17 protein-coding genes are annotated in these 13,326 nt (G+C 33.5%); all 17 read right to left on the reverse strand.

The features are described from left to right. Window positions 1–34: 34 nt before the first annotated feature. A complete protein-coding gene (locus LV469_02315) occupies window positions 35–1,279 on the reverse strand; it encodes an AI-2E family transporter (protein UHR03141.1) in 1,245 nt (414 codons plus the stop codon). Further along, complete coding sequence (locus tag LV469_02320) at window positions 1,276–2,415, reverse strand: cysteine desulfurase (protein ID UHR03142.1); 1,140 nt, start codon at window positions 2,413–2,415, stop codon at window positions 1,276–1,278. The genes LV469_02315 and LV469_02320 overlap by 4 nt, the downstream gene beginning before the upstream one ends. 6 nt (window positions 2,416–2,421) lie before the next feature. Continuing rightward, window positions 2,422–2,811, reverse strand: a complete 390-nt coding sequence (locus LV469_02325; GenBank protein ID UHR03143.1) for an Rrf2 family transcriptional regulator — start codon at window positions 2,809–2,811, stop codon at window positions 2,422–2,424. An 8-nt stretch (window positions 2,812–2,819) separates the two neighbouring features. Then, window positions 2,820–3,257: an SUF system NifU family Fe-S cluster assembly protein gene (locus LV469_02330; GenBank protein ID UHR03144.1), complete on the reverse strand. Its 438-nt coding sequence runs from the start codon at window positions 3,255–3,257 to the stop codon at window positions 2,820–2,822. After that, window positions 3,248–4,489, reverse strand: coding sequence for a SufS family cysteine desulfurase (locus tag LV469_02335; GenBank protein ID UHR03145.1), 1,242 nt, complete (start codon window positions 4,487–4,489; stop codon window positions 3,248–3,250). The genes LV469_02330 and LV469_02335 overlap by 10 nt, the downstream gene beginning before the upstream one ends. Continuing rightward, on the reverse strand, window positions 4,489–5,496 hold the full coding sequence (locus LV469_02340; protein ID UHR03146.1) for a SufD family Fe-S cluster assembly protein: 1,008 nt from the start codon (window positions 5,494–5,496) through the stop codon (window positions 4,489–4,491). The genes LV469_02335 and LV469_02340 overlap by 1 nt, the downstream gene beginning before the upstream one ends. Before the next feature lie 7 nt (window positions 5,497–5,503). Continuing rightward, entirely contained in the window at window positions 5,504–6,916 is a 1,413-nt protein-coding gene (gene sufB / locus LV469_02345; GenBank protein UHR03147.1) for a Fe-S cluster assembly protein SufB, read from the reverse strand. A 1-nt stretch (window position 6,917) separates the two neighbouring features. Further along, window positions 6,918–7,667, reverse strand: coding sequence for a Fe-S cluster assembly ATPase SufC (gene sufC, locus LV469_02350; GenBank protein ID UHR03148.1), 750 nt, complete (start codon window positions 7,665–7,667; stop codon window positions 6,918–6,920). Between the two features lie 88 nt (window positions 7,668–7,755). Beyond that, the gene (locus tag LV469_02355) at window positions 7,756–8,622 is read right to left on the reverse strand and encodes a hypothetical protein (protein UHR03149.1); all 867 of its coding nucleotides are present in this window, start codon (window positions 8,620–8,622) and stop codon (window positions 7,756–7,758) included. Beyond that, on the reverse strand, window positions 8,612–9,118 hold the full coding sequence (locus LV469_02360; GenBank protein UHR03150.1) for a type II secretion system GspH family protein: 507 nt from the start codon (window positions 9,116–9,118) through the stop codon (window positions 8,612–8,614). The genes LV469_02355 and LV469_02360 overlap by 11 nt, the downstream gene beginning before the upstream one ends. Next, window positions 9,072–9,425 carry a type II secretion system protein gene (locus LV469_02365; GenBank protein UHR03151.1) on the reverse strand — a complete coding sequence of 118 codons (354 nt, stop codon included), beginning with the start codon at window positions 9,423–9,425 and terminating at the stop codon, window positions 9,072–9,074. Before LV469_02365 ends, LV469_02360 begins: the two co-directional genes overlap by 47 nt. A 4-nt stretch (window positions 9,426–9,429) precedes the next feature. Then, window positions 9,430–9,867 carry a hypothetical protein gene (locus tag LV469_02370; GenBank protein UHR03152.1) on the reverse strand — a complete coding sequence of 146 codons (438 nt, stop codon included), beginning with the start codon at window positions 9,865–9,867 and terminating at the stop codon, window positions 9,430–9,432. Then, window positions 9,842–10,645, reverse strand: coding sequence for a hypothetical protein (locus tag LV469_02375; protein UHR03153.1), 804 nt, complete (start codon window positions 10,643–10,645; stop codon window positions 9,842–9,844). The genes LV469_02370 and LV469_02375 overlap by 26 nt, the downstream gene beginning before the upstream one ends. Further along, entirely contained in the window at window positions 10,620–11,183 is a 564-nt protein-coding gene (locus tag LV469_02380; GenBank protein ID UHR03154.1) for a GDSL-type esterase/lipase family protein, read from the reverse strand. Before LV469_02380 ends, LV469_02375 begins: the two co-directional genes overlap by 26 nt. A 33-nt stretch (window positions 11,184–11,216) precedes the next feature. After that, the gene (locus tag LV469_02385) at window positions 11,217–11,516 is read right to left on the reverse strand and encodes a YerC/YecD family TrpR-related protein (GenBank protein ID UHR03155.1); all 300 of its coding nucleotides are present in this window, start codon (window positions 11,514–11,516) and stop codon (window positions 11,217–11,219) included. Between the two features lie 110 nt (window positions 11,517–11,626). Continuing rightward, window positions 11,627–12,169 (reverse strand): Rubrerythrin-2, encoded by a 543-nt coding sequence (locus tag LV469_02390; GenBank protein UHR03156.1) that lies wholly within the window; start codon window positions 12,167–12,169, stop codon window positions 11,627–11,629. Between the two features lie 85 nt (window positions 12,170–12,254). Next, the gene (gene prfA / locus LV469_02395) at window positions 12,255–13,325 is read right to left on the reverse strand and encodes a peptide chain release factor 1 (GenBank protein ID UHR03157.1); all 1,071 of its coding nucleotides are present in this window, start codon (window positions 13,323–13,325) and stop codon (window positions 12,255–12,257) included. Window position 13,326 lies beyond the last annotated feature (1 nt).

The raw sequence follows: 13,326 nt of genomic DNA on the forward strand, positions 1-13,326 counted from the left end.
CTATAAAAAATTATAGTTTATCAATATAAGCTTGTCAATTTAGAGGATTGCGATTTTCCTCAAGTTTCTTCTTAAAAAAGTTAAATAATATTATTATTACGCTGACAGCTGGAACACTGAGAATCAAACCTGCCACACCAAAAATTCCACCACCAATTAAAATCGAAAGTAAAATTACAATAGGATGAAGACCTGTGGAAGAACCTATTAGCTTAGCTGCCAAAATATTATTTTCAGCCCATTGAATCAAAACAAAGAAAACACCAACTATCAAAGCCTTTATAGGTGAATCCATTGCTGCAAATAAAATAGCCGGCACAAATGCAATAAAAGGTCCAATATAAGGTATGATATCAGCGATAATTGTTATAATGCCTATTACAATAGCGAAATTTACTCCGCATATTAGTAATACAATTCCTGTTGCAACTCCAACAAAAACCGCCATCAAAAGCCTTCCCTTTACAAAGTCCATAAGCGCATCATTTATACTAGATCCTAAAAAGCTTGCATCTTTCCTGTATTTTGGTGGTATTACTTGCTTCATTTTGGATACTATTAAATCCTTATCCAAGACAAAATAAAAAGTCAATACTAGAGCAAGACAAAACTTTATAAATCCATTGGCTATACTGGAAAATTTTTGAGGCAAAGTTTCTATATAGGCTACAATATTTTTCGAAAATTTAATCAAAAATTGTTCAAAAGACTGCATCACTTCGCCCACTGGGTCATATTCAGATGCTGCGGATTTTCCAATTCCTTTAGATATGCTCTCTCTTACATTGTTTAAAAAAGAATCCAACTTATCTGACCACCCAGAAACCATGGACGGCAGATTTGCAAACAACTTAGAAAATTCTTCCAAAGTCTTTGGGACAACTATAAAGGCCAGTAAAGAAATTATAAATATTGAACCGACATAGACAATTACCAATCCAAAAATCCTTTTTACGCCTTTTTTTTCTAAAAAATTTACAAGCGGATTTATAACATAAGCCAGAATTGCCGCCAAAACGACAGCCCAAAGAGCGTCACCTAAAATTGGAAATCTTTTGAAAATAATAACAACTATATATAACGACACCAAGCATACTACGAATTTAATTCCCAATTTTAAATCTACATGAATTCTTCTATCTCTATCTATGTGCCTATTTCCTATATTTATGAGGTAATAAATAATAAGAAACAATAGAACTGTAAAAAGGATAGAGGTAGCAAGGGCAAAGAAACTGCTAGTTTTCACAGTATCAATTATCAATTGTCCATCTCTCATACTACTTCCTCATTTCTTAATTTCTTTACTATTGAGCTGAGTTTTTCAATAAAGATATCAAGCTCTTTTTGTGTGTTAAATTGGCTTATAGAAACACGAATAGATGAATTGGCCTCTTCATCACTCAAGCCTATTGCCTTTAGAGCTTTTGATGGACTTAGAGATCCTGAAGCACAGGCGCTCCCAGCGGATATGCAAATATCCTCCATTGATAAAAGAGTCAATACTTGTTGCTTATCTACTCCTTTTATACTTATGTTGGAAATACTAGGAATGCGTGGTGCATCTTCGCAATTAATCTTTATCCCAGTCAATTTTTCTTTTAAAGATTTTTCTAAATACTTATGCAAATTATAAACTTTTTTAATGACTTCTTGCAAATTTTTATTTTTTTGTTCAAGTGCGACACTAAGAGCGCAGATTAAAGCCACATTCTCAGTGCCAGCCCTAAGTTCCAACTCTTGTGGTCCGCCATTAATCAGGGGAAGAATTGACTCTCTGTCTTTTACTAAAAGAAGGCCTATTCCTTTTGGTCCATGTAGCTTATGTCCAGATATCGAATAAAAATCCAGATTTGACTTTTTAAAATCTGATTTCACCCATGGCTCAGCTTGGACACCGTCTGAGTGGAGTAAAATATTATTATTTCTAGAAAGAATAGACAAGTCCTCCAAATTTTGGATAGTCCCTAGTTCATTGTTGACACTCATAAGAGATATTAAAAAAGTATCTTCTCTGATTTCTTTTTCAATATCTTTTATTTCTATAATGCCATGCTCGTTTGGATTTACTAAACTTACTTCAAATCCTTGGCTTTCCAAAAATTTCAAGGAATTTAAAACTGCCGGATGTTCAAAAGACGAAGATATTATGTGTCCTCTTTTTTTCTTAAAAGCTACACCCTTAAGAGCCCAATTATCTGACTCACTACCTCCAGATGTAAATATAATTTGCTCTGGATTAGCATTTAGTAGTTCGGCTATTTTAAATCTAGATAATTCAATAAGTTCTTTTGCCTTTTGCCCAAGCTTATGAGCAGATGAAGGATTTCCATAAATATCCTTGTATATTCTCATCATTTCGTCTAAGACTTCGCCGCTTATCTGTGTGGTTGCACTATTATCTAAATAAATCATAGGCAATCACATATCAGCAAGAGTCATAGAGTCAAAAACCGCCTCTAATTTAACTTGAATCTTATCCAAAATATCCTTTGTGGCGCAGTCCCCCATTTTGTTGCAATCAGATTCTTTGTTGCAACAAGACAATTCTATTTCTCCTTCTAGAGCATTTAGAATGTCTCCGATTTTTATTTCCTTGGGGTCTTTAGTTAAAAGGTATCCACCTCCTGCTCCTCTTACTCCTTCAACCAATCCTTTTTTTCTCAAAAGCATAAAAAGTTGTTCGAGATATAACTCTGATAAATTCTCCTTTTCTGCTATGGCTTTAAGCGAGGTAGGTCCTTTGCCATAATTTTCCCCAAGCCTATACATGGCCATGAGTCCATACCTACCCTTTGTTGAAAGTTTCATAATTCCCCCTAATCTTTTTTGCTGTTTTCCAATATGCTTTTTAGGGTATACCACGGGAGCACAGCGCATTTAACTCTAGCAGGCAAATTTTTTACACTTTCAAAAACTAAGGCATCCCCTAGTAATTCTTCCTGTTCCTCACTAAGTTCTTCTCCCTTTATCATTCCTATAAATAAGTCGCATAGCTTAATAGCCTTGTCTCTTGGAAGTTTCTTAACAGTATCAATCATTACAGATGTGGAAGCTTGAGATATTGCACATCCTACACCAGAGTATGCAAGATCTTGAATTTTATCATTTTCCAAATCCATTTGTAGTGTTATCTCATCTCCACAAGATGGATTATGCCCCAATTCTTCATGAGTAAAATGTTCCAAAGTCTTTCTATTTTTAGAATTTCTTGATTCTTCTAAAATAAATTGCGTATATATGTCATTTATAGACATCCCATCACCTTCCCCACTCTTATTAAAGCTTCCACGAGTCTATCTACTTCTTCTCTTGTGTTATATACACAAAATGATGCTCGACAAGACGAATTAATGCCCAAAAACCTATGAAGAGGTTGGGCACAATGATGCCCAGATCTTATAGCCACCTTGTAGCTATCCAAGATTGACGCAACATCATGAGGATGTACCCCGTCAAAATTAAAAGTTACTAATGATGTTCTATTCTTTTTTGGACTTGAATAAATTTTCAAAAATCCCAAATCGCTTATTTTTTCAAAGGCATAATCAGTAATCGATTTTTCATATTCTTCTATCTTTTCGATTCCGATAGAATTTATAAAATCAATTGCCGCAGAAAGTGATTTTACTCCGCCTACATTTTGCGTTCCTGCTTCAAACCTCTGTGGAGACTCTAAGAAACTAGCCTTATCTTCATATACATATTCAATCATATCTCCGCCATAATTAAATGGAGGTATAGAATTTAAAATATTTTCTTTGCAATACAAGACGCCAATTCCCAAATATGAATACATCTTATGACCCGAAAATACAAAGGCATCACAGTCCAAATCTTTTATATCTACCTTGTGATGCGGCACATACTGTGCTCCATCAACTATTATAAAAGCTTTGGGGGCATGCTTTCTTACATAAGATATTATCTTTTTTAAATTTGGGATAGTCCCTGCAACATTTGATGCGGCAGTTATTGTAAATATTTTACATTTTTCAGTCACTTTGTTTTCAATTTCAGAATCTTCAATCTGCTTGTCTTCATTGATGTAAAGATAGGATAATTTTGCCCCAGTCTTTTCAGCAACAAATTGCCAAGTGACAAGATTTGAATGATGCTCCATTATACTAAGCACAATCTCATCATCTTTTTTGAGATTTGAAAGTCCATAAGTATATGCCAAGAGATTCAGTGACTCCGTTGCATTTCTAGTAAAAACAATCTCTGATGCCTTATCGGCTCCTATAAAGTTCTTTATTTTTTCTCTAGTTGATTCATAGATGTCAGTTGCCACATTCGCAAAATAATGTGCTCCTCTATGAGGATTTCCATTTTCTATTCTATAAAATTTATTAACCTCTTCTATTACAGATTTAGGCTTTTGAGTGGTTGCTCCGTTATCGAAATATACATAGTCACTGCCTGGATAATCACTATTTAAAAATGGAAACTCTTTTCTTATTTCTAGTATTTCATTTTTACTAAGCATCATAACCTGCTCTCTATATAATTAATTATTTCATCTCTAAGCTCTTGTGTAGGCATTTCTTCTATCGTTGCCGAAAATTTAGATTCTATGACAAGAGTCGTTGCTTCTTTTATGTCATAACCTCTGCTCATTATATAAAATAGTAAATCCTTGTCCATTTTTCCGGCACTTGCTGCATGATTGCCCTCAACATCATCTTCACCTGCCAATAGTATTGGTAGAGATAGGGCCTTCACATCGTCAGATAACAAAAGAGTATACTCTTCTTCATTGCCTATACTCATGCTAGAACCCTTTTTAAAATCTAGATTTGATTTTAGGCTCTTATAAGCTTTATCCACCAAGGCACCATTTACTCTGATATCTGATTTAGTCTTTACTCCATGGTGTTGAGCCTCATATATAAAATCAAGTTTGGAGTTTCCACTACCAAAGTAGATTGAATCTAAGTCTGAAGATGCCTTTTCACCTTTTAAAAAGTTTTTATAATTTAAAACCAAATTTCCTGCTGTCAATTCAACTTGGTTGATTTTGACAGTGGCATTTTCTTTTTCGCAAACTGCGATGGTTTCAAAAGAGTTTTGCATATCATTGTCAAACCTGAGTAATCTCAAGTTTACTTTAGAGTTTTTCTTAGCCAAGACTCTTATTACGGTATTTCTGTCACATCTTTTTTTAGAATTTCCTCTTATTAGTACTGTGACTTCAAGTTTGCTGCCTTCTTCTGCAACTAAATCATACCATTGATTTATTATATCTTGATCTTCATTATATTCTATAATTCCGAAATCTCTATCTTCACATTCACCGCTTTTTAGTATTCTATAATCGTGATTATTTTGAATATTAAAATCCAAAATTTCTTTAGAAACACCATAATCAAGAGCGGTGAACTCTTCCATTTTTTCTATATTCGCCCTTTTTCCATTAACTTTCGGAAAATCAACATCAATTCGATTGACTCCTAGCCAGGAAAAAGTTTTAAAAGAAATATTATTCCCTTGCATTTTCCACCTAACCTATACTTCCAACTAATTCCAAATTTATTAAATTGTTCATCTCTACCGCATATTCGAGAGGAAGCTCTTTTGCAATCGGCTCTGCAAATCCCCTAACTACAAGCGATCTAGCTTCTTCTTCATCAATTCCTCTGGACATCAAATAAAATATTACATCATCCGAGATTCTTCCTATCTTAGCTTCGTGTCCCAAATCCACATTTGGATTTTTTATATTTATTGCAGGAATTGTGTCAGATCTTGACAAATTATCCAGCATCAAGGACTCACATGATGTTGTAGATTTACAATTCTTGGCATCTGGAGCTACCTCTGTTAGTCCTCTGTAAACAGAAATTCCCCCGCCTTTCGAAATCGACTTTGAATTTATAGTCGATGTCGTATTGGATGCTGCATGCACTACTTGAGCGCCAGTATCTATGTTTTGACCAGCACCAGCAAATGAGATGCCTGTATATTCACTTTGGGCTCCTTCTCCAACTAAGATTGAAGCAGGATAAAGCATGGATACTTTTGAACCAAATGAGCCTGAAATCCATTCAATCCTGCCATTTTTTTCTACTATGGCCCTCTTGGTGTTTAAGTTATACATATTCCTTGACCAATTTTCAATAGTAGAATATCTAAGCGTAGCATTTTCGCCTATAAAAAGTTCAACGGCACCAGCGTGAAGATTAATCATGTTGTATTTAGGCGCCGAACAACCTTCAATAAAGTGACAATAAGCGTCATCTTCAATTATTATTAAAGTGTGCTCAAATTGACCTGCTCCAGGAGCATTCAAACGAAAGTATGATTGCAAAGGTATGTCAACTCTGACGCCCTTTGGAACATACACAAATGAGCCGCCAGACCAAACCGCATAATGAAGTGCGGCGTATCTGTGAAGAGTTGGTTTTATGCACTTTGAAAAATATTTCTTATATATATCTTCATACTCTCTAAGACCAGTTTCAAAATCTGTATATACTACTCCTTGGTCTATTAAATGTTGTTGAATATTGTGGTAGACAACTTCAGAGTCGTATTGGGCTCCTACACCTGATAACATAGATTCTTTTTCAGCTTCAGGTATTCCCAAGGCATCAAATGTGTCTCTTATTTCTTTTGGTACCTTCTTCCAATCATCTGAAAGGTTGGCTTTTGGCCTTATATAAGTAGTTATTTGATCCATGTCTACTTCTGATAAGTCCGGACCCCATTCGGGATTTTTTGAATTGTTAAATATCTTTAGAGCTTCAAGTCTTTTTTCTAACATCCATGTTGGTTCATTTTTTTCTTTGGAAATTTGTCTTACAATTTCTTCTGTGAGACCTTTTTCAGTCTTGGTAGTGTAAGTAAATTCATTTTTTATATCATAGACGCCTCTATCCATTTCTTCGATTTGAGTTTTTTCTCTTAGATTCATGTCAGTTCACTCCCTTACGAAGCCAAGCAAATCCCTCATCTTCAATTCTATTAGCAATAGATTCATCGCCATTTATAACAATCTGTCCATTAATTATTACATGCACATGGTCTGGTTTAAGAGCTCTAATCAACTCTCTATGGTGAGTTATTATGATTACAGATTTGTTCTCATCCAAATATTCTTTTATTCCCTCTGAAACTATTCTGGTAGCATCGACATCTAAGCCTGAATCAGTTTCATCCAAAATCGCCAACTTAGGATTCAACATAAGCATTTGAAGAATCTCATTTTTTTTCTTTTCTCCACCTGAAAATCCGACATTCAAATACCTTTGGGCATAGGAATGATCCATCTTCAAAAAGTCCATTTTCTTATTCAATTCTTTTCTAAATTTTAAAATTCCAACATTTTCATCATCTATTGAATTTTTAGCTGTCCTTATAAAATTTTCAACAGAAATTCCAGCGACTTGATAAGGATTTTGGAAAGACATAAATAATCCTTTTTTAGCTCTCTTGTCAGTTGACATTTCAGTTATATCTTCTCCATCAAGTAAAATTCTTCCCCCTGAAACTTTATATGCTGGATTATTCATTATTACATTAGCTAATGTCGACTTTCCCGAACCATTTGGTCCCATAAGTATATGAACTTCGCCATAGTTGATTTTTAAATTAATCTTTTTTAAAATCTCTTTGCCGGGTATGCCAGCAGAAAGATCTTCAATTTTTAATAATTCTCTTGCCATTTTTTCCTCCTAATATATTCATACTAATATTATATACTAAAATAAAATAATTCCTAGGAATTATCTAGGAATTATTTTATTTTTATATTTATTTTTTTATTGATAAGATTCTAATTTTATAATTCGTATCATCATCTATGAGATTAGTAGGTATAAATCTCTTATTGTATTTAAAATTGATCTCCTCTTGTCTTCTCCTACTAATCAAAAATCCTTCTAGATCTATGTGTGAGCCCGGCTCAATTTGTCCATCATCAAGATATATACCAAGTATCTTAGCCCCATAAGAACGTATTGCAGATCGATTTATCACAACAGCATTAAGGATAAGTCCCTCTTGTAAGACCAATGGCGCCCTGACATCTATAATATAAGCCCTTATAGGATCGAGTAATATTTTACCATCTTTGTTTTCTAGAATAAGATTTATACCTTCTGATCTTAATTCACACGGCTTATCTATTATTAAACTTTGGTAGTAAAAAGACTTGAAATTTTCAATTTTATTATAATAATTTTGGTAGTCTATTTCTTCAAGTGTCTTATCAAGGTTTTTTTCATCGAAAAGTCCCCTATCAAGCTTACCCTTCAAACTCATTTCTGACTTTATATTTTTATAATATACTTCAGCTGTAATTGTAAATTCACCTTTTTTAACGTCGTAGGTCAATTTTGCATTATACTTTGCCATAAGAGGCGTAGTAAAATCTTTATTCAATCTCCTAGTCTCAGTTCTTAGATTCTTCGATTCATCTATAATTAGTTTTTTAACTTCATTATCTGATATTATTTCGTTTAGATAGCTTTCTGCTAGATAATCCGCCTGAATTTGATATTGTAAATTTTTCTTTGCTATGCCATTTACATATCCTACATCAGCTAGAAAATATACGACTACAACTAAAAGCAGAAACACAAATAGGCTTGCTATAAATGTAAATCCCTTAATTTTCATAAGCCCACCTCAACGCCAGATCTCTGTATAGCTTATGTTTTTCATTCTCTATTTCTAAATGAAGGATTCCCCTTTCCTTGTCAATTAGAGAATTTGATATAGATTTACTTGATTGCAAAATCAAATTCTTTCCGACCATATAAGAGAATGAATTTATTGTCAAATTTATAAGCCCTGGCTCATCTTCAAATGCAAGTCTGTATAAGTTTTCTCCTTCAATCTTGTATGTAATGTAACTTGTTCTTGTAGGCGAATTTTTTATAAAATAAAATCCTATTCCACCATTCATGGGAATGATTCCATCTGCTGAAGATATGTCCTCCTCCATATAGTCTAGAGCAAATTCAAGTCCTCCATAATTTGCCTCTTTATTCGAAAATTCAAGAGTTTTATATGTTTGAAATATTATGGAAGCTAGTACAATGCAAATTATAGATGAAATACCAAGACTAATGACTAGCTCCAATAAGGAAAAGCCCTTTTTTCGCTCGAGCAAATAACTCAATTTCCTTTTTACTTTTAGGGTCAAGTGCTTTGATTCTGATTTCATCAAGTCCGCCAACTTCCTTTTTATCTACTTCTAGTTCAAAATTATTTTTATTATGAACCGCTTCTTTTTCATAGTAACTTGCAGCTATTTCTCTTTCCATGGCCGATTTTGCAAAATTTAATAATTCCTCATAATTTCTTCTTTCTCTTGAGGACTTGTTTATGGCTATTAGCGACGGAAAAACCACAGCTATTAATAAACTCACTAACATAAGCGCTAGTACAGCATCTAATATAGAAAAGGCTTTTTTCAAATTATCACCTTATTTCAACCCTTCCCGAGACAGGAAGCACAACAATTTTATATGATTTTCTTCTGCCTTTGAAAAATAGACTACAAGCTCCCTCATAAGATGGAATTCCTCTTCTTGTAAATTTGATGATATATCTATTTGAATTTACGTCATCATATCTCAAATGAACAAACTTTTTTTCAAACTTGTAGCCCGATTCCAGCTCAATTTTTATATTATCCTCAGAAAAACACACCTTACTAGGACTTGAGTTTGTCCTTGCCATATCTCTTGCCGAAATTATATAATTTCTAATCTTCTTAACTTCCATTTTCTCATCAAGCCCAGCTATTGATGAAATAGAATTCATTGATATAGAAAGAATAATCATTATAATGGCTACAACGACCACTAGTTCTAAAAGACTATAGGCTCTTTTAGTCAAAAGAATCACTTCCCACAATTATTCTCCCTTTTTCATAAACTTGATTTGAAAGTCTATAATCCAAAGAAATATCAGATTTATTTTCAAGAGATTTCATATCTAAATAAAACCATTTCCCTGCTTCTAGATCCAAGAGGTTTGTTTTTTCTTCTTTGCTTTTATTGTCTATGTATCTAAGGCTAAGACTTCCTCTTGCTTTGTCGTCCACCTTTACCCTCATTTTTGACATTTTAGTCATTTCATCATCCAGTTTGAAACTTATTACTTTTCCGGTACTAGAATCAGTAGTCTCGTAATCAAATATAAGCATTGAATCACTTTCATTTTTTTCATAATCAACTCCATAAAAAGGTACATCAACAAATTTTACCGGTGATTTATTAAGTTCTTTTTGATCTAAAGCATTTTCAGAAGAATTTGTCTTTTCTTCTTTTGTCGTATCAAAAAACTCCACATCCCTTATCTTGTCTTTTTTACTTGTTCTGTCAAATGCATAAGTATCTATATTCTTGACATTTTCAGACTCTTTAAACTTTTCTCCTGCAAGCAATTCTTTTGGAGCAGATTCTAAATTATTGTCCTCTTCTTCGATTTTTTCTTCTGGATTTTTTTCTTCAAATCTATCTAATTTTACATCTGAAATTTTATTTTCAATTATTTGGGTTTCTATCTTAATCATTTCCAATTTTTGAATTTTTTTTGCAAAAAATACTTTATATATAAGAACCTGTAATATTATAAGCATCAAAATTACTAATAGAACTTTTTCTCTAGAAGTGAGCGTTTTGTAATTCATTTTCCACTTCCTTTTTGAAAAATTCAGCCATTTTTTGATGGGCCCATGTGTTTGGATGCAAACCATCTAAAAAGACATTTTTGCCTTCATTTTCAAGTTGTTTGAAAAGTCTATTAAAATCAATTAGGAATATTTTATTTTCATTTTCTAAGTAATAGTCTCTAAACGCCCCCAGCTTGTACCTTATATATTCGGATACACTATCATTCGCCGCAAAAAAATCTATTTTATCTTCACTTGCACATGGAGATATCCCTAAGATAGGCCTAGAGTTCTTTTTATTTATGAGTTTAATTATTTCATCAGTACCATTTATTAAAAACTCGCTGCTCGCTCCTGATATTATGTCATTTATCCCAACCATAAAAAAACTATAATCTAGAAGCTCACTTTTTTCTATAATTTTGTATGTATCAGATATTCGTCCACCATTTTCACCATAATTGTAATTATCCTTACCAAGCAAGTAGACCCAATTTTTATCTCTTAAAACGCCAAAACCCCTAACTAATGAATCTCCAAAAAATTTTATTTTCATAATTTATCCTCATATAAAAAAAGAGCCTAGCTCTTATTTTATAAGACCTAGACGCCTTAATACAACTTTGTATCCATCAGCTCCGTAATTAAGACTCCTATTGATTCTTGAGATAGTTGCTGTACTTGCTCCAGTTATTTCTTCTATTTCATGATATGTCCTTCTTTGAATTAAAAGCTTAACAACTTGAAGTCTTTGTGCGATTGCTTGTAATTCTTTAATTGTACAAATATCTTCAAAAAATCTATAGCACTCTTCTGAATCTTGTAAAAGAAGTATCGCTTCAAACAATCCATCTATCTGTTCCGATTTTATTCTTGATTCGTATGACATATGTCCTCCTTATCTGTAATTACAATATAATATTAGCAAGTTTATATGCTAAAGTCAACATTAAAAGAAAAACTCTCTAACCCTTGTAGAGAGTCCTTCTTTTATTTAAATTAATATGCAATAAATGCTGATGCTTTACATCCACAAATTGGGCATTGTGCTTCTTCTTCGAAAGTTATATATCCACAAACAGGACACATATAAATATTTTCAACTGCTATATCTTTGCCAGAATCAACAGCTTTTTTTGCTTCTTCATATCTTATTGCATGAACTTTTTCTGCTTCAATTGCAAATCTCATAGCCTTTACAGCTTCTTTTTCTTCTTGCATTTGAGCAACTGCGATGTAGGCTGGGTACATTTGGGTGTATTCAAAAACTTCTCCGCCGATTGCTCCAGCAAGATTTTCTGAAGTTGTTCCTATACCAAATCCTGCACCCGATGTAACTGTAAAATCGCCGTGAACATCTTTAAGAGCCTTAAAATGTAAAGTTGCATGAACTCTTTCTGCATGCGATGTTGCATCAAAAAGTCTTTTTACATTTGGGAAGCCTTCTTTTTTTGCTGCATCTCCCCAAATAAGATATCTCATATGAGCTTGTGATTCCCCACCAAAAGCTGAACGTAAATTTTCTTGTGTCATTGCATTCATTCTATTACCTCCAAAATAATAATTCTTAATGTACCTAATTTCCCCAAATTTCGGTACACTCTATGTTTACCCCTTTTATTAAATGTTAAGCATATACGCTTTCCATCTTTTGTGCTTGATCAAAAGTTGTAAGCTCATCTATGATTTCATCTAAGTCCCCGTCATTTATGTCATTTATCTTATAAAGTGTTAAGTTGATTCTGTGATCGGTTACTCTACCTTGAGGATAATTATAAGTTCTTATCCTCTCCGATCTGTCACCTGTTCCTATTTGGGTTCTCTTCTCTTTTGTTAGTTTATCATTTTGTTCCGTAATTTTTAAATCATACAAGCGAGACTTCAAAATTTTCATGGCCTTTTCTTTGTTTTTCAACTGAGACTTCTCATCTTGGCACGACACAACCATTCCAGATGGTATGTGAGTTATTCTTACAGCTGAGTCAGTCGTGTTTACAGACTGTCCACCATTTCCCGATGATCTGAATACATCTACTCTTATATCTTGTGGATTTATTTGTATCTCAACATCATCTACTTCTGGCAAAACAGCTACCGTCGCTGTGGATGTATGAATCCTTCCCGAGCTTTCTGTCTCTGGCACTCTCTGAACTCTATGAACTCCTGATTCATACTTTAATCTAGAGTAGGCACCTCTACCTTCTATCATAAATATTACTTCCTTATATCCGCCAATACCAATCTCATTTGTATTCATCAAATCAACTTTCCATCCATGTCTTTCAGCATATCTTGAATATTGTCTAAACAAAACTCCCGCAAAAAGAGCCGCTTCATCCCCGCCGGCTCCAGCACGAATTTCAACAATTACATTTTTTTTGTCATTTGGGTCTTTGGGCACTATTAGAATTTTAAGTTCTTCTTCTAAGGTCTTAATTTTTTCTTCATTTTCCTTAATATCTTCTCTCACAAGCTCTCTCATATCCTCTTCGAGCTTATCGTTGAGCATTTCTTTTGAGTCTTCAAGATTGCTCTTGCATTCTTTATAGGCCCTATATTTTGAAACTATAGGCTCTAGTTCCCCATGCTCTATGGCTAGTTTTTGAAATTCTGCTGAGTTTGATATTATTTCCGGATCTATTAAGAGCTTCTCAAGCTCTAAATATCTGTCCTCAAATACTGATAGTTTATCGTACATA

Source organism: Peptoniphilus sp. GNH, assembly GCA_021307325.1.
Lineage (GTDB): Bacteria > Bacillota > Clostridia > Tissierellales > Peptoniphilaceae > KA00134.

Coding starts and splice junctions, on each gene's coding strand:
- LV469_02315 (UHR03141.1), bottom strand. CDS start 1,279: ATGAGAGATGGACAATTGATAATTGATACTGTGAAAACTAGCAGTTTC.
- LV469_02320 (UHR03142.1), bottom strand. CDS start 2,415: ATGATTTATTTAGATAATAGTGCAACCACACAGATAAGCGGCGAAGTC.
- LV469_02325 (UHR03143.1), bottom strand. CDS start 2,811: ATGAAACTTTCAACAAAGGGTAGGTATGGACTCATGGCCATGTATAGG.
- LV469_02330 (UHR03144.1), bottom strand. CDS start 3,257: ATGTCTATAAATGACATATATACGCAATTTATTTTAGAAGAATCAAGA.
- LV469_02335 (UHR03145.1), bottom strand. CDS start 4,489: ATGCTTAGTAAAAATGAAATACTAGAAATAAGAAAAGAGTTTCCATTT.
- LV469_02340 (UHR03146.1), bottom strand. CDS start 5,496: ATGCAAGGGAATAATATTTCTTTTAAAACTTTTTCCTGGCTAGGAGTC.
- sufB (UHR03147.1), bottom strand. CDS start 6,916: ATGAATCTAAGAGAAAAAACTCAAATCGAAGAAATGGATAGAGGCGTC.
- sufC (UHR03148.1), bottom strand. CDS start 7,667: ATGGCAAGAGAATTATTAAAAATTGAAGATCTTTCTGCTGGCATACCC.
- LV469_02355 (UHR03149.1), bottom strand. CDS start 8,622: ATGAAAATTAAGGGATTTACATTTATAGCAAGCCTATTTGTGTTTCTG.
- LV469_02375 (UHR03153.1), bottom strand. CDS start 10,645: ATGAATTACAAAACGCTCACTTCTAGAGAAAAAGTTCTATTAGTAATT.
- LV469_02380 (UHR03154.1), bottom strand. CDS start 11,183: ATGAAAATAAAATTTTTTGGAGATTCATTAGTTAGGGGTTTTGGCGTT.
- LV469_02385 (UHR03155.1), bottom strand. CDS start 11,516: ATGTCATACGAATCAAGAATAAAATCGGAACAGATAGATGGATTGTTT.
- LV469_02390 (UHR03156.1), bottom strand. CDS start 12,169: ATGAATGCAATGACACAAGAAAATTTACGTTCAGCTTTTGGTGGGGAA.
- prfA (UHR03157.1), bottom strand. CDS start 13,325: ATGTACGATAAACTATCAGTATTTGAGGACAGATATTTAGAGCTTGAG.